The sequence below is a fragment of the Pseudomonas cavernicola genome (genome assembly GCF_003596405.1).
GTDB lineage: Bacteria > Pseudomonadota > Gammaproteobacteria > Pseudomonadales > Pseudomonadaceae > Aquipseudomonas > Aquipseudomonas cavernicola.
The window spans coordinates 1,494,067-1,516,791 of sequence record NZ_QYUR01000002.1; the positions used below are offsets into that span (position 1 = coordinate 1,494,067).

Consider the following 22,725-nt stretch of genomic DNA (forward strand, 5'->3'; position numbering starts at 1 on the left):
GAATGGATCTGAAAATGCAAAAAGCAAACCAAAGCCCCGAAAAGACGCGCGAACACTGCCGGGCGGGGGCTTTGGGCTACTTTTCTGCGCCAACCAGAACAGTTAGCGAACCAAAATGGGGAGTGTATAGATAGTAGTGCAGGCTATCGCACCAAATCAGTGCGATGCCAGTGGATTAGATGAAGGGGACGTAAGGGACGTCCTTCTTCTCTGGCGGCTTATCTTTCAGCGGACATTCGGGTCGCACGCCGTAATCTTTTTTCTTGCACGGTTTGGCCATGCGTTTTTGATCCAGGGAAATACGCAGGACATGCACCGGCTGGTTCGGCGTGCGCTCCAGGGTGCGGCCGTTGCCATCGAGGATTTCCACGGCCAATTGATGGGTGCCGCGCGTCAGATTGCTCAACGGGAAGACTGGGCTGCGGCTGGGGCCGCCCATCACCTGGCCGTCGAGCAGCAGGCGGTAGTTATGCCCGGCCAACAGGTTGGGCTCACTGGTGGCGGTGACGATCAGGTTGCCGGAGGCACCGTCGCGGACCGTCGCATCTGGCTCGGGTATCAGGATGCGCAGGAGCTGATAGGTCGGTGGTGTGGCAACTGGCGCGGCCTGCACCAGCGCGGGGGGCGATGGGATATTGCTGGCTGACATGCCATTGGACGGGGCCAGCTCGATGCGCTTGGCATTGCCTGGTTTTGGGCGGTCGGTGAAGACACGATTACCCTCGCTGTCGATATAGGTGTAGACCTCGGCGGCAACCGGAGGGCCGATCAGCAGGAGGCAAAGCAGGAGAAATCGCATGTTTTTAGGGGGCTGGTCTCGGGGTAGGTGTTGGTGCAGGCGGACGCAACGCTGGGCTGCTGGTGTTGACGCGTTGCACGGTAAAGGTCTCGGTGGCGCTTTGTTGGAGCGATTGTTCGCCGCTGAGGACCTCCACCGCCAGGCTATGTTCGCCGCGTGGAATATTACTCAGCTGCAGGAGTGGCACATTGCTCGCCTGGCCGTAGGGCTTGCCGTCCAAGAGCAGGCGCAGACGATGGCCGGGGCTCAGGCGCGGTTGCAGCTTCACGCCGACGCTGAAGGTGCCGTTATTGGCGCGCAGGGCTCCCTCCGAGGGGAGGTTGGTCAGCTGTAGCACGCTGTAAACAGCTTTTGCGGCCGGAGTAGTCGCCGGATTGGCAATGGGCGCGGTCGGTACCTGCATTTCCACACTATTGGTGGGCGGCAGTTTGACGGTTTCGGTCGCTACACCGTCTGGCGCCTGGTTGGTGTACACCGTGTTGCCGTTGGCGTCGGTGTATTTGTAGATCTGTGCGGCGGCCGGCACGGCCAGTGCGAGCAGCAGACAGGTAAGCGTGAGGCGCATGGCTGGCTTCCCGTTGAGGGTGTGTTGCTTAGCCTTGCACTGGCGGGAGGCGCTGGCAAGCTCGTACATTTATAGCTGTGCGCGCCAGCAAATAAAAAGTGCCAGATAAAAAGGCTATAAAGCCCGCTCCTACGAAGAGCTACAGTCTGGCTCAATAAAAAGGCCTCCCCAGTTTTCACTGGGGAGGCCTTTGAGTCACGCTGCTAAAGCAGGCGTGGCTGGCTTAGACGCTGTAGTACAGGTCGTATTCCAGCGGGTGCACGAAGGTGCGCACCTTGATTTCTTCTTCGCTCTTCAGGGCGATGTAGGCATCGATGAAGTCATCGCTAAATACGCCGCCTTTGGTCAGGAACGCACGACCCTTGTCCAGCTCTTCCAGGGCTTCTTTCAGGCTGCCGCAAACCTGCGGGATCTCTTTCGCCTCTTCCGGTGGCAGATCGTAGAGGTTCTTGTCGGCGGCATCGCCGGGGTGGATCTTGTTCTGGATACCGTCCAGGCCAGCCATCAGCAGAGCTGCGAAGGCCAGGTAGGGGTTGGCAGCCGGGTCCGGGAAGCGCGCTTCGATACGGCGTGCTTTCGGGCTGGAAACGTAGGGGATGCGGATCGAGGCGGAACGGTTGCGGGCCGAGTAGGCCAGCATGACCGGTGCTTCGAAGCCCGGAACCAGACGCTTGTAGGAGTTGGTCGACGGGTTGGTGAAGCCGTTCAGAGCCTTACCATGCTTGATGATGCCGCCGATGAAGTACAGGGCGGTATCGGACAGGCCGGCATAGCCTTCGCCAGCGAAGGTGTTCTTGCCATCTTTGGCGATGGACAGGTGCACGTGCATACCCGAACCGTTATCGCCGTACAGCGGCTTCGGCATGAAGGTAGCGGTTTTGCCGTAGGCGTCTGCGACGTTGTGTACGCAGTACTTGAGGGTCTGAACTTCGTCAGCCTTGTTGACCAAGGTGTTGAACTTCACGCCGATTTCGTTCTGACCGGCAGTCGCCACTTCGTGGTGGTGAACTTCGATGACCAGACCCATTTCTTCCATGGCATTACACATGGCAGTACGGATTTCGTGGTCATGGTCGAACGGCGGAACCGGGAAGTAGCCGCCTTTAACGCCTGGGCGGTGACCTTTGTTGCCGGTTTCGATGTCGGCGTCGGACATCCAGGAGCCTTGTTCGGAGTAGATCTTGAACATGGAGCCGGAAATGTCGGATTTGAATTTCACTTCGTCGAAGATGAAGAATTCGGGTTCCGGACCGACGAATACGGTGTCACCGATACCGGTGCTCTTCAGGTATTCCTCGGCGCGGTGGGCGATTGCGCGCGGGTCGCGGTCGTAGCCTTGCATGGTCGACGGTTCGATGATGTCGCAGACCAGAATCAGGGTCGGCTCTTCGGTGAACGGGTCGAGCACGGCGGTGCTGTCGTCCGGCAGCAGGATCATGTCGGAGGCTTCGATGCCTTTCCAACCAGCCAAGGAGGAGCCGTCGAACATCTTGCCGACTTCGAAGAAGTCTTCGTCCGCTGCATCACGGGCCGGCATGGTCACGTGGTGCTGTTTGCCTTTGGTGTCGGTGAAGCGCAGATCAATCCACTTCACGTCGTGTTCTTTGATGAGTTGAAGCGACTTCGACATGGTGTCCTCCAGATGGATAGGGGCTTGGTAAGTGTTAGCCCCCAAAATAAACGGGTGAAGCCGGGCGGGAATACTCCGCCAGGGCAACCTGCCTCACAAGAGAGCAAATTGCATGCCAGTGCCCTGAAGTGGGCTTAATTAGTGAAAGTCAGGCGTGGCGGGGGTTGTGTGGTCAAGTTGGATGCGCCCTTGCACTGGTATGGGGCAGCAAAGAATCTCAGTGCTTTGTTTTGGTGCGCCTCAGATGTTTATGCTCGATAACTGGTTAAACCTTGAGCAATTTCCGCTATAATCCTGCCCCCTCTTTTTCGGCTGGCCTCACGCGCGCTGTTTTCATGAAACTTATCGTTAAAGTCTTCCCTGAAATCACCATCAAAAGCCGGCCGGTGCGTAAGCGCTTTATCCGCCAGCTGGCGAAGAACATTCGCATGGTGTTGCGTGACCTGGATCCAGACCTCGTGGTGGATGGCGTGTGGGACAACCTCGACGTCGAGACCAAGATCACCGAGCCGAAAGTACTGCGCGAGATGATCGAGCGCCTGACCCGTACTCCGGGTATTGGCCAATTCCTCGAAGTGAACGAATACCCGCTGGCTGATTTTGATGACATGGTGCAGAAGTGCAAGGCGCATTACGCCGACTTGCTGCCGGGCAAAGTCTTTGCCGTGCGCTGCAAACGCGCCGGCAAGCACAGCTTCAGTTCGATGGATGTCGAGCGTTATGTCGGTAGCCAACTGCGTCAGCAGTGCGGGGCGGCCGGGATTTCGCTGAAAGAGCCGGAAGTCGTGGTGCGCATGGAGATTCGCGACCAGCGCCTGTTTGTCATCCATCATCAGCATGAGTGCATCGGCGGTTATCCGCTGGGCGCCATCGAGCACGCGCTGGTGCTGATGTCCGGCGGTTTCGACTCGACGGTAGCGGCTTACCAAATGATGCGCCGCGGGCTGGTCAGCCACTTCTGCTTCTTCAACCTCGGTGGCCGTGCCCACGAACTGGGGGTGATGGAGGTTGCGCACTACCTCTGGGACAAGTACGGCCGCTCGCAGCGGGTGCTGTTCGTCAGCGTGCCGTTCGAGGAAGTGCTCGGCGAGATTCTCGGCAAGGTAGATAATAGCCATATGGGTGTGGTGCTTAAGCGAATGATGTTGCGCGCCGCCAGCAATATTGCCGATCGTTTGGATATCGATGCGCTGGTCACCGGCGAGGCGATTTCCCAGGTTTCCAGCCAGACCCTGCCGAATCTCGCGGTAATCGACCGGGCCACCGACAAACTGGTGATCCGTCCGCTGATTGCCAGCCACAAGCAAGACATCATCGACATGGCGACGCAAATCGGCACCGCCGAGTTTGCCAAGCACATGCCGGAATATTGTGGGGTGATATCGGTGAACCCGACCACCCGCGCCAAGCCCGAACGCGTCGTCTATGAAGAGGCCCAGTTCGATATGGCCGTGCTGGAGCGTGCCTTGGAGCGCGCCCGCTTGGTGCCGATCGACCGGGTGATCGACGAGTTGGGCGAAGACATCCAGGTTGAGGAAGTGAGTGAAGCCTTGCCTGGGCAGATCGTCTTGGATATCCGTCATCCGGATGCTCAGGAGGACCTGCCGCTGGAGCTGAATGGCATCGAGGTTCAACCTTTGCCGTTCTTCGCACTCAACAGTCGCTTTAAGGAGCTGGATGTTACCCGCCAGTACCTGCTGTATTGCGACAAAGGCGTGATGAGCCGCCTGCATGCCCATCACTTGCTCAGCGAGGGGCATGCCAATGTGCGCGTTTATCGCCCGGCATAAGACGCCGGGTCTGTTTGGCGGCAGTATCCGCCACCGCCCCCCCGACCGACGGGGCTGTTGAGCCACTCATTTTATTCATACTGGCCGCCTAGACTTAGCGGCGAACCGAATCCTCTGATCGAGATGCACAAGTGATCGAAAATCTACGCAACATCGCCATCATCGCCCACGTTGACCATGGCAAAACCACCCTGGTCGACAAACTCCTGCGTCAGTCCGGCACCCTCGAGCGTAACGAGCTCGACACCGAGCGCCTGATGGACTCCAACGACCAGGAAAAAGAGCGCGGCATTACCATTCTCGCGAAGAACACCGCGATCAACTGGAATGGCCACCACATCAACATCGTCGACACCCCCGGCCACGCCGACTTCGGTGGCGAGGTTGAGCGCGTGATGTCCATGGTTGACTCGGTTCTGCTGCTGGTCGACGCCGTTGACGGCCCGATGCCGCAAACCCGTTTCGTGACCCAGAAAGCCTTCCAGGCTGGCCTGCGTCCAATCGTTGTGGTGAACAAGGTTGACCGTCCGGGCGCACGTCCGGATTGGGTCGTCGATCAAATGCTCGACCTGTTCGACAACCTCGGCGCCACCGAAGAACAACTGGACTTCCCGGTCGTTTTCGCTTCGGCGATCAACGGCTTGGCCGGTCTTGAGCACGACAACCTGGCTGAAGACCTGACCCCGCTGTTCCAGGCTATCGTCGACAACGTCCCAGCGCCGAAAGTCGACCGTGACGGCCCGTTCCAGATGCAAATCTCCGCACTGGACTACAACAGCTACCTCGGCGTTATCGGCATCGGCCGTATCGCTCGTGGTCGCATCAAGCCGAACACCCAGGTTGTGGCAATCGATGTCGACGGCAAGCGCCGTAACGGTCGTATCCTCAAGTTGATGGGTCACCACGGTCTGCACCGCGTTGACGTTGAAGAAGCAGCTGCTGGCGATATCGTCTGCATCAGCGGTTTCGACCAACTGTTCATCTCCGACACCCTGTGCGATCCGCTCAACGTCGAAGCAATGACTCCGCTGTCCGTTGATGAGCCGACCGTGAGCATGACCTTCCAGGTCAATGACTCGCCGTTCTGCGGTAAGGAAGGCAAGTTCGTCACCAGCCGTAACATTAAGGAACGTCTGGACAAAGAGCTGCTCTACAACGTCGCCCTGCGCGTTGAAGAAGGCGACACCGCTGACAAGTTCAAGGTCTCCGGCCGTGGCGAACTGCACCTCTCGGTACTGATCGAAACCATGCGTCGCGAAGGCTTCGAGCTGGGTGTTTCCCGTCCTGAGGTCATCATCAAGACTGTGGATGGCGTCAAGCACGAACCGTACGAAAACGTCACCATCGACCTGGAAGAGCAGCACCAGGGTTCCATGATGGAGCAAATGGGTCTGCGTAAAGGCGACCTGAGCAACATGGTTCCCGATGGCAAGGGCCGCGTTCGCCTTGAGTACACCATTCCAGCTCGTGGCTTGATTGGTTTCCGTAACCAGTTCCTGACCATGACTTCCGGTTCCGGCATCCTGACCAGCATCTTCAGCCACTACGGCCCGATGAAGTCTGGCGATATGTCCAGCCGTCAGAATGGCGTGCTGGTTTCGACTGCGACCGGCAAGGCACTGACCTACTCGCTGGAGACTCTGCAAGCGCGTGGCAAGCTGTTCCTTGGCCATGGCGATGACGTGTACGAAGGCATGTTGGTCGGCATCAACAGCCGCGACAACGACCTGGGCGTCAACCCCACCAAGGGCAAGAAGCTCGACAACATGCGTGCTTCCGGTAAAGACGAAACCATCGCTCTGGTTCCGCCTATCCGCTACACCCTGGAGCAGTCTCTGGAATTCATCGAAGACGACGAATTGGCTGAAATCACGCCAAAATCGATCCGTCTGCGTAAGAAGATCCTGGACGAGAACCTGCGCAAGCGTTCGAGCAAAGGCTAAGCCTTAGCTCACTGCGGGCTTAAGTAAAAATCCCCGCCATCGTTGATGGCGGGGATTTTTTTTGGGCAAGTAAATAGTTGCTGAGGTGAGCTAAGCATCCTCCCAAGCCGAAGGTTGCGGCTAGCGAGACAACCCAACAGAAGTAGCGATTCAGCGCCCTGCCAGTCCGACTAACGGGGCGTTTTGTTGGCAGCGAGTCAACCTGCGTGGCTATACAGTGGGCAAGCGTTGAGGAAAGGGGGGGCGATTTGCGTGGTTTGCCGGGTCGAGCAAACGTCGGATTGCTGGAAATAGCGGCAATCGGCCATACAAGTCATCCGTGCTGGCCTACTCTTTCGATCGAGCAGGCGCAGAAAGGGACTTGATATGCGCACAGTCATCGGTCTGAGTTGTAGGGTGCGAAGTTTTATGCGGCAGTTTCTTCGGCTAACGCTGGCTTTGCTGGCGCTCGGTGCGGTCGACAACGTTCTAGCGGCGCAGGGGCCTGATTGCAGTCGCGCCATGACGCTGGCTTTACATGATCACGGTTTGCTCTATTCGGCAGAAACCGATGCCGGGATCGACAAGGACTTTGCGGCTGAACTGATCAAGCGCAGTGGCTGCAAGGTGACGGTTACCCTGCTGCCGCGCGCGCGGATATGGCAGTTGATTGAATCGGGTGCCCTGGATTTCAGCCTTTCCGGCATCAGCAATGAGGCGCGGGAAAAGTTTGCCGGCTTTGCCTGGTATTTTTCTAACAAGTACTACCTGCTGGTGCGCAAAGACGCCCAGGTACAGCAACTGGCTGATTTCGAAAACAATCCAGCGCTGCAACTGGGGATTATTCGCAGCTTCCGTTATAGCCCGAATGCCAATCACCTGGTCGACCGCCTAAGCGCCGAGCGGAGGGTCAGCTATGCGAGCCGGCTGGAGCCGCTGTATGAAGTGTTGGAGATGAATCGGATCCAGGGAATGATCATCGAGCCGTTCGACTATTCGCAGGTGGAGAGCGGAGCGATCAGGCAGCTGACGCGCATTATCGATACCGGTGACGCTCCCACTCCGCATGGGCTGATCATGTCCAAGAAGTCGATTCCCGAAGCGGAGCAAGCCAAATGGCGTGCATTGGTGGAGACGATGCGCGCGGATGGCACGGTGCTGCGCATTTTTGAAAAGTACTTCCCTGCTGAACTTGCTCGAACGATGGTCGACTTTTGAAAACGCTCAAGTGGACGTTGCGCTATCAGCTACTGGCGCCGCTGACGCTGTTGGTCTCGCTGAGCGTTACCTACCTGCTTTGGCAGCATGAACAACGCAATGCCTTGCTCGATCAGCAGGAGCGCGCTGATTTCAATTTGCGTGAGGCGAGCAGCAGCATTGAGCAACGGATTGCGGCCTATGAGCAGGTGCTAAGGGGGGTGCAGGGTTTGTTTGCCGCGTCGGGCAAGGTCAAGCGTGGGGAGTTCAAAACCTATGTTGACTCTCTGCAGTTAGGCGCGGACTTTGCCGGCATCGAGGGGATTGGCTTTTTGCAATGGGTGCCGCATGCCGAAAAAGCCCAGCACATTGCCGCCCAGCAAGAACAGGGTCTGGCGCAGTACCAGATAAGGCCCGAGGGTGAGCGTGAGTTCTATGCGCCGGTGATCCAGTTGGAACTCTTCGCGGGGCGCAACCGCTTGATGTTTGGCCTTGACCCCTACGCCGAGCCTTTGCGGCGCGCGGCGATGGAGCAGGCGCGGGATTCCGGCGATGCGACCATCACCAGCAAATTGGAGCTGCTGCTGGAAGCTGATGCGCAAGCCGGCTCGCAGCCTGGCTTCGTGATGTTTTTGCCGGTGTATGCCAAAGGCCTGTCGCACGATAACCCGGTTGCTCGGCGGGCCGCGCTCAGTGGCTGGGTAGTCGCGTCGTTGCGCATCAACAAGCTGATGGCGAGTCTCTATGGTGAGCGCGCCGGTTCAGCTCAGATCAAAATCTACGATGGCGTGAGAATGGCCGAGCAGTCGCTGCTCTACGATTCGACTGGGGCCAGTGAAGTAGCCACCACCCAGCGCGGCGAAGCGGTCGAATACCTTGAGGTGGCGGGTCGAACCTGGGCCTTGGAGCTGGGTTCCCTGCCGGACATGGACACTCCCCTCAGTAAAGATAACTCCCGACTGATCGGCCTTGCTGGGATCGCCTTGAGTTTGCTGTTAACGCTGCTTACCTGGATGCTCGCCACGGGTCGCTCACGGGCGCTGGCTCTGGCCAGGGAGATGACCCAGGAGCTGCGCGAAAGCGAGACACGCCTGCGTCATCAGGCTGAACACGATGCGCTGACGGAGCTGCCCAACCGGGCGCTGTTCAGTGATCATTTGACTCATGCACTGGCTCAAGCCAGGCGCAATAAGTCGCGCTTGGCGTTGATGTTTATCGACCTCGACAAGTTCAAACCGATCAACGATACCTTGGGCCATCATGTCGGCGACGCGCTGTTGCAAGTCGTGGCGCGGCGCCTGCAGGGTTGTGTGCGCGAGTCGGATATCGTTGGGCGTTTGGGCGGCGACGAGTTCGTCGTCCTGCTGCCGGCCATCGAGAGCGAGCATGACGCGCTGCGGGTCGCCGAGAAAATCCGCGAGTCGCTTAATCAGCCGTTCGAGTTGGAGGGCGAGTTGCCCCTGAGTATTTCTTCGAGCACCGGCATTGCCGTCTATCCCGAACACGGCAGTGACGAGGTGCAACTGTCGAAGAATGCTGACACGGCGATGTATCAGGCCAAGGACCGTGGTCGCAATCGGGTGCAGCTATATTGCCCGAAGGTCATCGAGCGCCACACCGCGCAATAGGGCTGGCTATGTTGGTTGGTGCGTAGGTGGTGCGTAGGTTTGTTCGGATTAGCGCCTGGCAGCCCGGCCTTGCAGGCCGGTTGTTGGGCATCGCCTTTGGCTCAGCGCCAACCTACCGGGCTTTCGGCTTATAGGCGCAATAGCCAGGCCGTGGGCCAATCTTCGGGTGATTGCGACAGGTGTCTGGGCGCTTGTCATAGATGGTGCACAAGCGCGTCTTGCGATCCAGATAGAGGCAGTCGTTATTGCCCATGCGGGTCAGTGTGTAGATGCCATATTTCTGGTTGAAGCGCTCGACCACGCCCTCTTTCATCAAGCGCTTGGCAATCTGCTTGGGCGGTTCGCCGCGTTCGAACTCTTGCACCAGGCCGATACGCAGCAAATCGGTGAAGCGCACTTCCACAGGCATGGTGCAGCAGCTGGAGATACAGCTGCTGCACATGGTTTTTTCGTATTTGATCCAGGTGTCCGTCCGATCGAGCTCGGCACCGACGACCAACAACTTAGTCATTTATCCACACCTAGCAGGGCGTTCTGGGAACCTGTTCGATACTTGTCTGGGCTTGCTCGACTAGATCTTGAACAGGTTCTGGGCGCGGCATGATAGCGGGGCTGGCGAATTTGTGAACAACCATCTGCCGGTTTGTCGCAATGACTGGATTAGTGGCTGAATGATCTGGATCTGTGCGGCGCAGTGCATTCGCCGCTATAAGGTGAGGTGGCGGGGCCGATATACTGGCCAGCAGCCTAATTGCGCCGGCCTTGACGGCTCTTTGCAGGGACGCAGGTGGTTTGTTCGTAACCCGATTGGGAAATCAGTGCATGCAATGGATCTTCATGCTGGTCGGTCTGCTGGTCGGTGCCGTGGTGGGCGAGTCGGTTACTGGTGGGTTTTTGGGTGGCTTGCTCGGTCTGGGGCTCGGCCAGGCGCTCAAGCTACGGGGGCTGCAAGCGCAGAACGCCGAGCTGCGCCAGGAGCTGAAGAGCTTCGCCGAGCGCTTTGCCCAGGGCACTACGGCGATTCATGAACGCTTGCTCAAGGTTGAGCAGAGCCAACCTAGCCAGCCGGGTTCGGATCAAGCGGTGCCAGCCGAGCCACCCCCCACGCAGGCCGAAGCCGCCGCCCCAGCCACCCGCGAGCCGGAGCCGGCATTTGCGCATGAGCCTGAAATCGAGCTGGTTTGGGAGCTACCGCCGGAGTTGTTGGGTTCGCCTCATGCACCCACTACGCCGCCAGCGCAGGCCAGTGCGCCCAGCGAGTGGGGCGCCGAGGCTGTAATCCCGCCGCGCACACCTGCACCGCGAGTACCGCCAGCGCCACGCCAGCCTTCGCCGATTGAACGGGCGATCGACCTGGCGCAAGCCTGGCTGTTCGGTGGCAATACCGTGCTGCGGATAGGTGTGGTGCTGTTGTTCCTCGGTCTGGCCTTCCTCCTGCGTTACGCCACCGAAGGCATGGTGGTGCCGGTGGAGATGCGCTACGCCGGGGTGGCCGCCAGCGCGATCGCCTTGCTCGGCCTGGGTTGGTGGTTGCGTCTGCGTAATCCGAACTATGCCCTGATGCTGCAAGGCACCGGGATTGCCGTGTTGTACCTGACGGTGTTCGCCGCCATGCGTCTACATCCGCTGCTGTCGCCGGGTACGGCGCTGTCGCTGTTGGTGGTGGTGACGCTCTGTTCGGCGATCCTGGCGGTGGCGCAGAACGCCATGGGCCTGGCTACGGTGGCGGCTTTGGGCGGGTTTGCCGCACCGATCCTGACTTCGACCGGCAGCGGCAACCACGTCGCGCTGTTCTCCTATTTTGCGCTGTTGAATGCCGGCATCTTCGTCATCGCCTGGTTCAAGGCCTGGCGTCTGCTCAACCTGATCGGCTTTGTCGGCACCTTCGGCATCGGCTTCGCCTGGGGGCTGCGCTCCTACACGCCAGAGTTGTTATGGAGCACCGAGCCGTTCCTGATCCTGTTCTTCCTGATGTACGTGGCCATCGGCCTGTTATTCGCCCGGCGTAAGTTGCGTGAAGTGGGCGCGGGCCCGGAGGACGACAGTCGCGCCGCGCTGCTGCGTTGGTCGGCGCGCCAGGGCGACTATGTCGATGGCACCGTACTGTTTGGCCCGCCCATCGTCGGTTTCGGCCTGCAGTTCGGGTTGGTGCAGCACCTCGAGTTTGCCGCCGCCTTCAGTGCACTGGCACTGGGTCTGTTCTACCTGGGCTTGGCCCGTTTGCTGGCCGGGCGGGCTCCGGGTCGCGCCTTGCTGCTGGTGGAAACATGCCTGGCGCTGGGGGTGGTGTTTGGCACGCTGGCGATTCCGTTGGGCTTGGATGCGCGTTGGACGGCAGCGGCCTGGGCGGTGGAGGGGGCGGGCATCTACTGGCTAGGCCTGCGTCAGCAGCGCACTCTGGCTCGCGCTTTTGCCTTGCTGTTGCAACTGGGTGCGGCGCTGGCCTTCCTTGCTGAGCTGGACTCGGGCGTGGATACCTTGTTGAGCGGTGCGCCGCTAGGTGCGCTGCTGCTCGGCGGAGCCTTGCTGTTCAGCCATGACCGCTTGCGCCGCGCATTGCCTGCGCAGGTTACGAGCTGGGAGCGGCGTGGCTTGCCGATCCTGGCCTGTGCCGGTCTGGCCTTCCTCTATCTCTTGGCACCGTTGAACCTGGAGGCCGAGGCCACTGCGATTTGCTGGGCGCTGGCCGGTCTGGCGACCTTGTTCGCCGGGCTGCGCATCCATTCGCGCAGCTTCCTGTTCAGCGCCTTTGCCGTGCAGTTGCTCGGCGGTGCGCTGTTCCTGCTGCAGCTGAAAACCGCCTCGGGGGCCGAGACTGGCGTGTTCAGTGCCGGTTGGCGCGGCTTGGTCACCGCCTCGTTAATCGGTCTGGCGCTGATTGGCGGCATGCTGATCGCCGCGCGTGACAAGCAAGTCAGCAGTGATGCGCGGTTGATGCGCGGCTTGTCGCTGGTGTTGCTGGTTGGCCTGGTGTTCATCAACCTGGCGGTACTGTTCGTGCTGCCTTGGCAAACCGCCAGCGCGGTGTGGGCAGGCAGCGGCCTGCTGATCATCTGGCTCAGCTTGTATCTGCAACAGCGCGCGAGCTTCGTCTTCGGCCTGCTGCTGCAAGCGTCGGGTGGGGTAGCCTTCCTGGCCGCGAGCCCGCTGTTGCTCTATCAGTTGAGTGCGGAAGGTTTGCGGCCGCTGGCACATGCCGGTTTCTGGACCCCGGCGGTGCTGGCGATAGCCGCGTTGATCGGTGCCTGGCGGCTGTTTCTGGCGGCCAGGCGTGACGACGAGTCGATGGGCCCGCTGAGCCTGGAACGGCTGTCGCAGTTGCTGCTGGTCTGGGGCGCGGGCTGGTGGACGCTGGCGTTGGTCAGCGAGGTGTTGCGCTTTGCTCCAGCGGACTTGCAGGTACCGCTGCTGTTGCTGGTCGCCGCCGGCACGGTGGCGCTGTGGACGTTGCTGGCCGTGCGCGTGCGCTGGCCGGCGCTGGCGCTGCTCTGCCCATTGCTGGTGCCGGCCGCTGGCGTGGCGCTGCTGTATGCCTGGCAGACGGACTACCACCCGGCGGCGAATTTCGGCTGGCTGGCTTGGGGGCTGTTGTTTGCCGTGCATCTATGGTCCTTGCATCGCCTGGCCACGCTGTTGCCAGCCGCCGCCTTGAGCGCGGCGCATGTGCTCGGCTGCTGGCTGATCATCGGCGTGCTGGCGCTGGAATTGCGCTACCTGCTGTATGTCTTGTCCGAGCATTACAACGCTTGGCGTTGGCTGGGCTGGGCGTTGCTGCCGAGTGGGTATTTATTGCTGATGGCTCAGCCGCTGAAGGCTCCACTGCCGATGGCCGCTGCGCGCAGCTTGCCGTGGCCGGTGCGGGCCTATCCGCGCGAGTATCGTGTGTTGGTCGCCTTGCCGTTGGCGCTGCTGATGTTGGTCTGGTTCTGGCTGGCGAATATCGCCAGTGACGGCGGCGCCGAGCCGCTACCGTATCTACCGCTGATCAACCCGCTGGAGCTGGGCTTGCTGTTTGCCTTGCTCGGCGTGTGCAACTGGCTGCGCAGTGGCTTGCCGCAACTGGGCTTCGCCGCCGGTCAGTCGAAGTGGCTGCCACAACTGGTGGCGGGCGCCTCGTTGTTTGCCTTATGTACCGCTGCGGTATTCCGCGCCGCGCATCACTGGGGCGGCGTGCCTTATCAACTGGCCGCGCTGCTCGAGTCGATGCTGGTGCAGGCGGGTTTGTCCATCGTCTGGACCCTGATCGCCCTGGCCTTGATGATCGTCGGCCATCTGCGCAGCCGCCGTGAGATCTGGTTGGTGGGTGCGGTACTGATTGCCGTGGTGGTGGCCAAACTGTTCTTCATCGAACTGGGTAACCGTGGCGGTCTGGAACGTATCGTGTCGTTTATCGGAGTCGGCGTGCTGCTGTTGATCGTCGGCTATTTCGCCCCGTTGCCGCCCCGGCAGCCGGCATCTGAAGCAGAGCAGGCCCGTACATGAGTGGTTTTTCTTCCTTTCGGCGTTGGCGGCCGCTACTGGCGGCTGCCGGGATGCTGGTCACGGCGCTAGTCGGCGCTCAGGAACAGCGCAGTGACTATGTCGTGCAAGTGCCGCTGACGCTCAGCGGTGAGGGGCCGTGGTATCGCCTGGAGTTGCCGATGGCGCTGCATTTCGCTGGGCGCTTTGGTGATCTGCGCGACTTGCGGGTATTCAATGCCGAGGGCGAGGCCCAGGCTTATGCCTTGACCCTCGGGAGTGCCCAACACAGCGAGACGCGCACGGAAACCGCGGTCAAATGGTTCCCGCTACATAGCCAAGCTGACGCTGCGCAGGCGGTGCCGAGCATTCGGGTGCGGCGCAATACCAGCGGCACCTTGGTGGAGGTGGCGCCGGAAGGCGCGTCTGTCAACGCCGAGGAGGTGCTGCGTGGTTGGCTGCTGGACGCCAGTGCGATCAAGGCGCCGCTCTACAAGCTGATCCTCGATTGGAGTGCCGAGCGTGACGGCTTCCAGCGCTTTTCCATCGAGGCCAGCGATGACCTGCAGCATTGGCAAGCTTGGGGCGACGGGCAGATTGCTCGGTTGGCATTCGCTGATGAGCGTATCGATCAGCGTGAAGTCAGTCTGCCGGGGCAGCGTGCGCGTTACCTGCGCCTGCTATGGCTGGCGCCGCAGCAAGCGCCGGCGCTGACCGCGGCGCGTTTGCTCAGTGCCAGTAGCAGCAGCGCGCCGGCGCCGATGGCTTGGTCGGCGGCGCTGGCTCCGAGCGACGTGAAGGCGGGTGAATATACTTGGAACTTGCCCCTGGCGTTGCCGCTGGAGCGCGTGCGTGTCGAACTGAAACAGTCGAATACCCTGGCGCCGGTGATCCTTAGCGGCCGCCGCGATGGCAAGGTGCAGTGGCAACCGCTGGCGCGCGGCCTGCTCTATCGCCTGCCGCAGAACGGCAAGGAGGTCATCCAGAATGAATTGGAGCTGCCTGCGCAACGGGTGCAGCAATTGCGTTTGCAGGTCGACGAGCGCGGTGGTGGGTTGGGCAGTGCCGCGCCACAGCTGACGGTCGGGCTGCGGGCGACGCAAGTGGTGTTCCTCGCCCGTGGTACGCCGCCCTATACGCTGGCGATCGGCAATGCTGCCGCGCAAGCGGCCAATCTGCCGCTAACGACCTTGATTCCTGGCTATGACGATGAGCGTTTGGCCAAGCTGGGGGTGGCGCAAGCGGCCGCCGAGCCGCAAGTAGAGGCGGCTGTGGAGTCCAGTGCAGTGCAGGCGGCCAGCTTCGACTGGAAGCGCCTCGGACTTTGGGCCGTGCTGTTGCTCGGGGTCGCGCTGCTGGTGCTGATGGCCTGGAGTCTGTTGCGCGCGCCGGCGGTCAAGCCATGATGGCCAACGGACATGCAGAAAGTCTTTAGGCAGCTGAGTGAGTTGGCGTATGGTTGGCTCGGCGCGCAGTTCTGTGCGATTCGTCGGCGTGACTTTAGGTCGGGAAGGCCTTTGCATAACTATTTCTTGAGTGCTTTGCACAGGGCTGTGACAGCCCCCAGCTGCTTAGGTGACGTGGCTGCAACTGCTGCCCAGACGCCTGCAGGGGTGCGGTCATGAATGCCTGCAGTCAATCGGGCTGGGCGCTGAGCATGCCGGTCATCCTCACAGGCCTGGTCTGCGTGGGCGTCATCCTGCTGGCGCGCTGGGTGACCCGGCAGCGCTATTTCCCCGGCCGCGACAGCTTTATCCTGCTGCATATCGCCAGCCTCTGGTGGATGCTCGCTGCCAGTGTCGAGATGGCAGCGCAGGGCGCCAGCTGCAAGATGTTCTGGGCCAGCATGGCCTGGCCAGGCATCGTCGGGGTGCCGACCTTCTGGGCGGTGTTTCTCTGGCAATACGTCAACAGTGAACGTCAACCGCTGCCGCTGCGCCATGTCCTCGGTCTGACAGTGGTGCCGGCGATAGTCTGGCTGCTGGCCCTGAGCAATCCCTGGCATGGACTGTTCTACACTGCCGGCAGCGCACCAATCTCCGCTGCGCCGGGGGCGGCGATCCGCTACCAGCATGGCCTGCTGTTCTATGCCACGGCGGTTTACGGCTACTTCTTCATGCTGTTCTGCCTGGCTATCGTGATTCGCGCGGCGGTGCTCAGCAATGGCGTGCACCGCCGGCATTATCTGGCGTTCGTGCTGGTCACCGCGGTGCCCTGGGTCGCCAATCTCAGCTATGTGTTATTCGGCTGGATGCTCTTTGGTTTCGACCCGACGCCCTTCAGCTTTGCCTTCACTTTGGCGGCTTTTGCCTGGTTGATCGTCGGGGTGCGCCTGTTCGACCTGCTGCCCGTGGCGCGTCATCTGCTGCTGCAAGAACTGCTCGATCCGGTGTTGGTGATCGATCCACGGCAACGGGTCATCGAAGCCAATCCGGCAGCGCTCAAACTGGCGGGTTTGACCAGCGCTTGGCAGGGTCGGGTGCTGGCGGACTGGCCGGTATTTGGCGTGGACTTGCGCGCCTTGCTCCAGGAGCCGCCGAACAGCGAACAGGATCGACTGCTGACGCTGGCCAGCCCGGTGCGCTATTTCGAGGTGCGCACGCGAGCCATCGAGAGGGTTACCCGCACCAGCACCTTCGTGCTCGGACAGATGCTCTATCTGCGCGACGTCACTCAGCGTCACCTCAGTGAACTCAAGCTGGCCGAGGCCTTGGCGACCAGTGAGGAGCGATTGCGGACGATCTCCAGTCTGCATGAGCAGTTGCAGGAGCAGGCGCTGCGCGATCCGCTGACCGGGCTCTACAACCGCCGTTATCTGGACGAATTCTTCAGTCGGGAGCAGGCCCGCGCTCAACGCGAACACGCGCCGGTTGCCTTGGCGTTGATCGATTTGGATCACTTCAAGCTGCTCAACGACGCGCATGGCCATTTGGTCGGCGATGACGTGCTCAAGGTGGTGGCGCAGCACCTGACCGACAGCCTGCGCAGCTCGGATGCGGTGTTTCGCATCGGTGGTGAGGAGTTCTTGCTGATCCTTCCGGGTGCTGGCGCGCAAGAGGCGCAGCAACGGCTGGAACTCATTTGCCGGCAATTGGCCGACAGCCCGCTGCCCACGCGCAGTGGCCCACAGACTGTGACCCTGTCTGCCGGTCTGGCCTTCTGGCCGGCCCAAGGGCAGGCGCTGGACGAGTTGATGCAAGCCGCCGATGCGGCACTCTACGAGGCCAAACGCAGTGGCCGTAACCGTGTTTGCGCCTTGGCTTTGTCGAGCGGCTGAACTCTCCGGACAGACGCCCGGTCTGACAGGAGGTATTGCTTGCTCACTCGCGCTAAACTGCGCGGGTTTTCCAATCCTCCGGAGCCTTCCATGTCCCGCGTTACCCTGAGCCGCTATCTGATCGAGCAGACCCGTTGCAATAACACCCCCGCCGATCTGCGCTTCCTTATCGAAGTGGTGGCGCGTGCGTGCAAGGAAATTAGCCACGCGGTTTCCAAAGGCGCGCTGGGCGGTGTGCTTGGCAGCATGGAAACCGAGAACGTGCAGGGCGAAGTGCAAAAGAAGCTCGACGTCCTCTCCAACGAAATTCTGCTGGAAGCCAACGAGTGGGGCGGTCACCTGGCCGGCATGGCGTCTGAAGAAATGGATAACGCCTACCAGATCCCCGGCAAGTACCCGAAAGGGGCTTACCTGCTGGTGTTCGACCCGCTGGATGGCTCCTCGAACATCGACGTGAACGTCTCGGTCGGCACCATCTTCTCGGTGCTGCGTTGCCCGGATCGCAATGGCAACGACGGCGACCTCGGCGAAGAGGCGTTCCTCCAGCCGGGTACCCAGCAAGTCGCTGCCGGTTACGCGATCTACGGCCCGCAGACCATGCTGATGCTGACCTTGGGCGACGGCGTCAAAGGCTTCACCCTGGATCGCGAGCTGGGTAGCTTCGTGCTAACCCACGACAACATTCGCGTGCCGGAGCAAACCAAGGAATTCGCCATCAACATGTCCAACCAGCGCCACTGGGAAGCGCCGGTGAGCCGCTATGTCGGCGAATTGCTGGCCGGCAAGACCGGGCCGCTGGGCAAGGATTACAACATGCGCTGGGTCGCCGCGATGGTGGCTGACGTACACCGCATCCTCACCCGTGGTGGGCTGTTCATGTACCCGCGCGATTCCCGCGAGCCGGAGAAGCCGGGCAAGCTGCGCCTGATGTACGAAGCCAACCCGATGTCGTTCATCGTCGAGCAAGCGGGCGGTGCGGCGACCAATGGTACGCAGCGGATTCTCGATATCCAGCCGACTTCCCTGCACCAGCGGGTCGCGGTGTTCCTCGGCTCCAAAGAAGAAGTCGAACGGGTTACCGCCTACCACCAGGAGTAAGTCATGCGCACGCCTTGGCAGCCGTTGCTGGACTGGTGGTTCGGTTCAGCCGTTACGGTTACCGAGGTGGTTGCCGCGCGCGGCGGGCTCTGGTTCGGCAAGCAGGACAGCCAGGATAACGAGGCGCGTGAGCGCTTCGCCGAGCAGGTGGAGCAGGCTCTGCGTGGTGGTTTGGCTGACTGGATGGCAGACCCTGCGGGGTGGCTGGCGCTGATCCTGCTGCTGGATCAGTTGCCGCGAATGATTTATCGCGACACACCACAAGCGTTTGCCGGCGATCGCCGCGCGCAGCTGCTGGTTCGCGAAGGCTTGGCACACGGCAGGGAGGCCGCGTTAGCACCGATCCAGCAGGTCTTTATCTACCTCGTGCTCGAACATGCCGAGGACTTGCCCAGCCAGGCTCAGTCGGTGGCGCGGTTTGCCGCATTGCACGCTGGCGCGGCCGCGTCGGAGGACAAACTCTTCGCCGGTTATCTGGATTACGCCGAGCGGCATCAGCGGGTGATTGCCCGCTTTGGCCGTTTTCCCCATCGCAACAGCATTCTCGGCCGGGCTTCCACTGCAGAGGAAGTTTCTTTCCTGCGGGAACCGGGCTCGCGCTTCTGACGTCCAACCGGGCAACCCGCGGTTTGCTGTGCCAAGCTTGCCGCCAATGTCCCGTCTAGGAGTTGGTTCATGTCCCTGCGTCGCTTCGCCCTGTTGTCGTTCTGCGTGCTGTTAGCTGCGTGCAGCAAGATCAATCAGGAAAACTACTCGAAGATCAAAACCGGCATGACTAAGGCCGAAGTGGAAAGCCTGCTCGGCAGCCCGACCGATTGTTCCGGCGCACTGGGTTTCTCCAGTTGCACCTGGGGCGACCAGAAGAGCTTTATCAGCATTCAATACGCCGGCGACAAGGTGCTGATGTTCTCCGGCCAAGGGCTGAAATAATGATGCGGCTATTTATTGCTCTGTGCGCGGCGTTGGGGCTGGCCGGTTGTGCCAACTCGGGCACTGGGCCGGTGCCACCGAAGACCGTTGATGAGGTCGATCTGCAACGCTACCAAGGTACTTGGTACGAGCTGGCGCGTTTGCCGCTATTGTTCCAGCGCAACTGTGCGCAATCCGAGGCGCACTATCAGCTGCAAGGCGATGGCAGTCTCGCGGTGACCAACCGCTGTCGCGGCCAAGACGGCGAGTGGCAGGAGGTCATTGGTCGCGCCGAGCCGCAGGTCGCCGGCGAGACCGACAAGCTCTGGGTGCACTTCGATAGCGGCTTTTCGCAGGTGATTCCAGGCCTGAGCAAGGGCGATTACTGGGTGCTCTACCTGGATGACGATTACCGCACCGCCCTGGTGGGCAGCCCGGATCACGACCATCTTTGGTTGCTGTCGCGCACGCCTGAGGTAGCGCCCGCGACCCGCGATACCTTGCTCAAGGTGGCGAACGACCGTGGCTATGCGGTCGAGGAGCTGGTCTGGCGCACGCCGGACGCCAAGATCCCGTAGGCGCGGCCCATGGCCGCGCACACCGTTAGCTCAGCAGATCCCGCAGCAGCTGGGCAAAGGCCTGCCCGGTCTGCTCCTGAGCGGCGTGCCGGCCTTCGCGGATCACCCAGCGACCGCCAACCATGACATCGCGGACCTGACGGTCGCCGCCGGCGAACAGCCAGCGGTTGAGGATCGCGTCCGCCTCGGCTGTGGCGATGTACGGGTCGTTACCATCCAGGACCAGCAGGTCGGCGCGCTTGCCGACTTCGAGTGCGCCGACCGACTGACCAAGCGCCTGGGCACCACCGGCGAGGGCGGCGTCGTACAAGCTGCGGCCGATCATCGGCTGGTCGCTGCGGTACAGGCGGTTACGCTTCTGATCGCGCAGGCGCTGGCCGTATTCGAGCCAGCGCAACTCTTCGGCCACGCTGACCGAAACATGGCTGTCCGAACCGATCCCCAGGCGTCCGCCTTGGGCGATGTAGTCCACTGCCGGGAAGATTCCGTCGCCCAGATTGGCCTCGGTGGTCAGGCACAGTCCGGCCACGGCGCCGCTTTGGGCCATGCTGCTGAGCTCCTCGCTGCTGGCGTGGGTCGCATGCACCAGGCACCAGCGTTGATTCACCGGCGCGTGCTCATACAGCCACTGCAAAGGCCGGCGGCCGCTCCAGGCCAGGCAGTCATCGACTTCCTTCTGCTGTTCGGCGATGTGGATATGGATCGGGCAATCGCTGTTGTCTGCGGCCAGCACCATGGTGATCTGCTCGGGGGTGACTGCGCGCAGCGAGTGAAAGCACAGGCCCAGCTGTTGCGCCGGCTGTTGTGCCAGCAGTGGGCGCAGGCGTTGATGCAGGGCCAGGTAGCTGTCGGTGCTGTGGATAAAGCGTCGTTGCCCTTCGCTCGGCGGCTGCCCGCCGAAACCGGCGTGGGAATACAGCACCGGCAGCAGGGTCAGGCCGATACCCGCATCCGCCGCGGCCTGGCTGATGCGTAGCGCCAGTTCCGCCGGGTCGCTGTAGGGGTGGCCGGCGCTGTCGTGATGCACATAATGGAACTCGGCAACGCTGGTGTAGCCGGCCTTGAGCATCTCGATATACAGCTGGCGGGCGATGACTTCGATCTGCTCGGGGTCGAGCTGGCCGACCAGGCGGTACATCAGGTCGCGCCAGGTCCAGAAGCTGTCGTTCGGGTTGCCCGCCACCTCGGCAAGCCCGGCCATGGCTCGCTGGAACGCGTGCGAGTGCAGGTTCGGCATGCCCGGCAGCACCGGGCCGTTCAGGCGTTCGGCGCCCTCGGTCGAGCCGCCAATGGTGATTTTTTCCAGGCTGCCGGAGGTGGAGATTTCCAGGCGCACGTCGTGCGCCCAGCCTTCGGGTAACAGTGCGCAGGGCGCTATGAATGCAGGCATAATGACTAACCTAAGTACTCACATTTATTTGTATATACATATACGTGTGTTTGCGGCGAGAGTAAACTACCGTCCAGGCTGACAAGGAGAATCACATGTCGAAACAGCCCTTGAGGTCTTCTTCGCTGGCCGATCAGCTCAGTGATGTACCGGCGCCTCTCTATGTGCAGGTCAAGCAGATGATCACCCAGCAGATCCAGAGCGGCGCCTGGCTGGCCCACCACCGAGTCCCCTCGGAAAGCGAGCTGGTGGAGGAGCTGGGGTTCAGCCGCATGACCATCAACCGCGCCCTGCGCGAACTCACCGCCGATGGTTTGTTGCTGCGCATGCAGGGGGTGGGCACTTTCGTCGCCGAGCGCAAAGGGCGTTCGGCTTTATTTTCGGTGAATAACATCGCCGATGAGATCAGCGCGCGCGGCCATCGCCATCATTGCAAGGTGATTCGCCTGGCCGAGGAGCTGGCCAGCCCGGAGCGGGCCCTGGCGCTGGATATGCGAGAAGGGCAGCGGGTGTTTCATTCGCTGATCGTGCACTACGAGAACGACGTGGCGGTGCAGCTCGAAGATCGCTACGTGAATGCCGCAGTGGCTCCGGATTACCTCCGGCAGGATTTCACCGTGCAGACCCCCTATGCCTACCTGTCCCGGGTCGCTCCGCTGACCGAGGGTGAGCATGTGGTCGAAGCGATCCTCGCTGAGGCCGAGGAGTGCCGGCTGCTGCAGATCGAGCGCAACGAACCCTGCCTGTTGATTCGCCGGCGCACCTGGTCCGGCAGTCAGGCCGTCACTTCTGCGCGCCTGCTGCATCCGGGCTCGCGGCACCGCCTGGAGGGGCGTTTCAGTTCATGAGCCGGATTAATACCTATAGGGCCGCCGACTATCCGCGCATGCCCTGGAAGAATGGCGCGGGCAGCACCCTGGAGATTGCCCGGGATGGCGGCGAAAGCCTGGACAGCTTTGGCTGGCGTCTGTCGATCGCCGATGTCGGCGAGTCGGGGGGCTTCTCTGCCTTCAATGGCTACCAGCGCATCATCACTGTCCTGGAAGGCGGCGGAATGCAGTTGCAGGTGGATGGCCGGGTATCGCGGCCACTGCCGACCCTCGAGCCCTTTGCCTTTGCCGGTGACAGCCAGGTGGATTGCCATTTGCTGGCGGGCGCTATCCGTGACTTTAACCTGATCTATTCGCCAGATCGCTACCTGGCGCGCCTGCAATGGCTGGCGCTGGAGCAGCCGCAACGGCTGTTCAGCTCGGCGCCTACGCTGCTGTTGTTCAGTGCCGGTGAGGGGCTCGAGGTACGCCTGGATGACGCCGTTTGCGCCGTCTTGGGACGTTACGATTGCCTGCACCTCGAGCGCGAGCCTGGGCTGACGGAGTTGCAGATTCAGGCCGCAACCGCGGGCAGCTGCTGCCTCATCGAATTGACCCCCCGATAACTATCCTTAGCGGCTGCCGGTAAAGCCGGTGGAGCCCCTGGCGGGGCTC

General features: G+C 61.4%; 18 protein-coding genes. 13 read left to right on the forward strand and 5 right to left on the reverse strand.

Annotated elements, in window-relative coordinates; genetic code table 11:
- Positions 1–175: 175 nt before the first annotated feature.
- The 3 genes from D3879_RS07345 to glnA all read right to left on the reverse strand — a co-directional run bounded on the left by D3879_RS07345 (position 176) and on the right by glnA (position 2,994).
- Entirely contained in the window at positions 176–799 is a 624-nt protein-coding gene (locus D3879_RS07345) for a DUF4124 domain-containing protein (RefSeq protein ID WP_119953399.1), read from the reverse strand.
- A gap of 4 nt (positions 800–803) precedes the next feature.
- A complete protein-coding gene (locus D3879_RS07350) occupies positions 804–1,364 on the reverse strand; it encodes a DUF4124 domain-containing protein (RefSeq protein ID WP_119954915.1) in 561 nt (186 codons plus the stop codon).
- A 223-nt stretch (positions 1,365–1,587) separates the two neighbouring features.
- Positions 1,588–2,994, reverse strand: a complete 1,407-nt coding sequence (glnA, locus tag D3879_RS07355) for a glutamate--ammonia ligase (protein ID WP_119953400.1) — start codon at positions 2,992–2,994, stop codon at positions 1,588–1,590.
- A 335-nt stretch (positions 2,995–3,329) separates the two neighbouring features.
- On the opposite strand from glnA, the gene thiI reads away from it, so the two are divergent.
- The 4 genes from thiI to D3879_RS26805 all read left to right on the forward strand — a co-directional run bounded on the left by thiI (position 3,330) and on the right by D3879_RS26805 (position 9,531).
- Positions 3,330–4,784 (forward strand): tRNA uracil 4-sulfurtransferase ThiI, encoded by a 1,455-nt coding sequence (gene thiI, locus D3879_RS07360; protein WP_119953401.1) that lies wholly within the window; start codon positions 3,330–3,332, stop codon positions 4,782–4,784.
- 131 nt (positions 4,785–4,915) lie between these two features.
- A complete protein-coding gene (gene typA / locus D3879_RS07365) occupies positions 4,916–6,727 on the forward strand; it encodes a translational GTPase TypA (RefSeq protein WP_119953402.1) in 1,812 nt (603 codons plus the stop codon).
- Between the two features lie 366 nt (positions 6,728–7,093).
- A complete protein-coding gene (locus D3879_RS07370; RefSeq protein WP_218567811.1) occupies positions 7,094–7,924 on the forward strand; it encodes a substrate-binding periplasmic protein in 831 nt (276 codons plus the stop codon).
- Positions 7,921–9,531, forward strand: a complete 1,611-nt coding sequence (locus tag D3879_RS26805; protein WP_119953404.1) for a CHASE domain-containing protein — start codon at positions 7,921–7,923, stop codon at positions 9,529–9,531. Before D3879_RS07370 ends, D3879_RS26805 begins: the two co-directional genes overlap by 4 nt.
- A 112-nt stretch (positions 9,532–9,643) precedes the next feature.
- Here D3879_RS26805 and D3879_RS07380 read toward each other — a convergent pair whose 3' ends face one another.
- Positions 9,644–10,042, reverse strand: coding sequence for a YkgJ family cysteine cluster protein (locus tag D3879_RS07380; protein WP_119953405.1), 399 nt, complete (start codon positions 10,040–10,042; stop codon positions 9,644–9,646).
- 311 nt (positions 10,043–10,353) lie between these two features.
- On the opposite strand from D3879_RS07380, the gene D3879_RS07385 reads away from it, so the two are divergent.
- The 7 genes from D3879_RS07385 (at position 10,354) to D3879_RS07415 (ending at position 19,851) form a co-directional block, all read left to right on the forward strand.
- Positions 10,354–14,013 carry a DUF2339 domain-containing protein gene (locus D3879_RS07385; protein WP_119953406.1) on the forward strand — a complete coding sequence of 1,220 codons (3,660 nt, stop codon included), beginning with the start codon at positions 10,354–10,356 and terminating at the stop codon, positions 14,011–14,013.
- The gene (locus D3879_RS07390) at positions 14,010–15,395 is read left to right on the forward strand and encodes a DUF3999 domain-containing protein (RefSeq protein ID WP_420800904.1); all 1,386 of its coding nucleotides are present in this window, start codon (positions 14,010–14,012) and stop codon (positions 15,393–15,395) included. Before D3879_RS07385 ends, D3879_RS07390 begins: the two co-directional genes overlap by 4 nt.
- Before the next feature lie 215 nt (positions 15,396–15,610).
- The gene (locus D3879_RS07395) at positions 15,611–17,266 is read left to right on the forward strand and encodes a histidine kinase N-terminal 7TM domain-containing diguanylate cyclase (protein WP_119953407.1); all 1,656 of its coding nucleotides are present in this window, start codon (positions 15,611–15,613) and stop codon (positions 17,264–17,266) included.
- A 90-nt stretch (positions 17,267–17,356) separates the two neighbouring features.
- Positions 17,357–18,364, forward strand: a complete 1,008-nt coding sequence (locus tag D3879_RS07400; protein WP_119953408.1) for a class 1 fructose-bisphosphatase — start codon at positions 17,357–17,359, stop codon at positions 18,362–18,364.
- Positions 18,365–18,367: 3 nt separating this feature from the next.
- Positions 18,368–18,970 (forward strand): DUF924 family protein, encoded by a 603-nt coding sequence (locus tag D3879_RS07405; protein WP_119953409.1) that lies wholly within the window; start codon positions 18,368–18,370, stop codon positions 18,968–18,970.
- A gap of 69 nt (positions 18,971–19,039) precedes the next feature.
- Positions 19,040–19,294 (forward strand): outer membrane protein assembly factor BamE domain-containing protein, encoded by a 255-nt coding sequence (gene bamE / locus D3879_RS07410; protein ID WP_119953410.1) that lies wholly within the window; start codon positions 19,040–19,042, stop codon positions 19,292–19,294.
- Between the two features lie 2 nt (positions 19,295–19,296).
- A complete protein-coding gene (locus D3879_RS07415; protein ID WP_119953411.1) occupies positions 19,297–19,851 on the forward strand; it encodes a lipocalin family protein in 555 nt (184 codons plus the stop codon).
- 25 nt (positions 19,852–19,876) lie between these two features.
- Here the strand turns inward: D3879_RS07415 and D3879_RS07420 are convergent, their stop codons facing one another.
- Positions 19,877–21,241, reverse strand: a complete 1,365-nt coding sequence (locus D3879_RS07420) for a formimidoylglutamate deiminase (protein WP_119953412.1) — start codon at positions 21,239–21,241, stop codon at positions 19,877–19,879.
- Between the two features lie 95 nt (positions 21,242–21,336).
- Here D3879_RS07420 and hutC point away from each other — a divergent pair, with 95 nt between their 5' ends.
- Complete coding sequence (gene hutC, locus D3879_RS07425; protein WP_119953413.1) at positions 21,337–22,089, forward strand: histidine utilization repressor; 753 nt, start codon at positions 21,337–21,339, stop codon at positions 22,087–22,089.
- Positions 22,086–22,676, forward strand: a complete 591-nt coding sequence (locus tag D3879_RS07430; protein WP_119953414.1) for a HutD/Ves family protein — start codon at positions 22,086–22,088, stop codon at positions 22,674–22,676. Before hutC ends, D3879_RS07430 begins: the two co-directional genes overlap by 4 nt.
- Positions 22,677–22,725 lie beyond the last annotated feature (49 nt).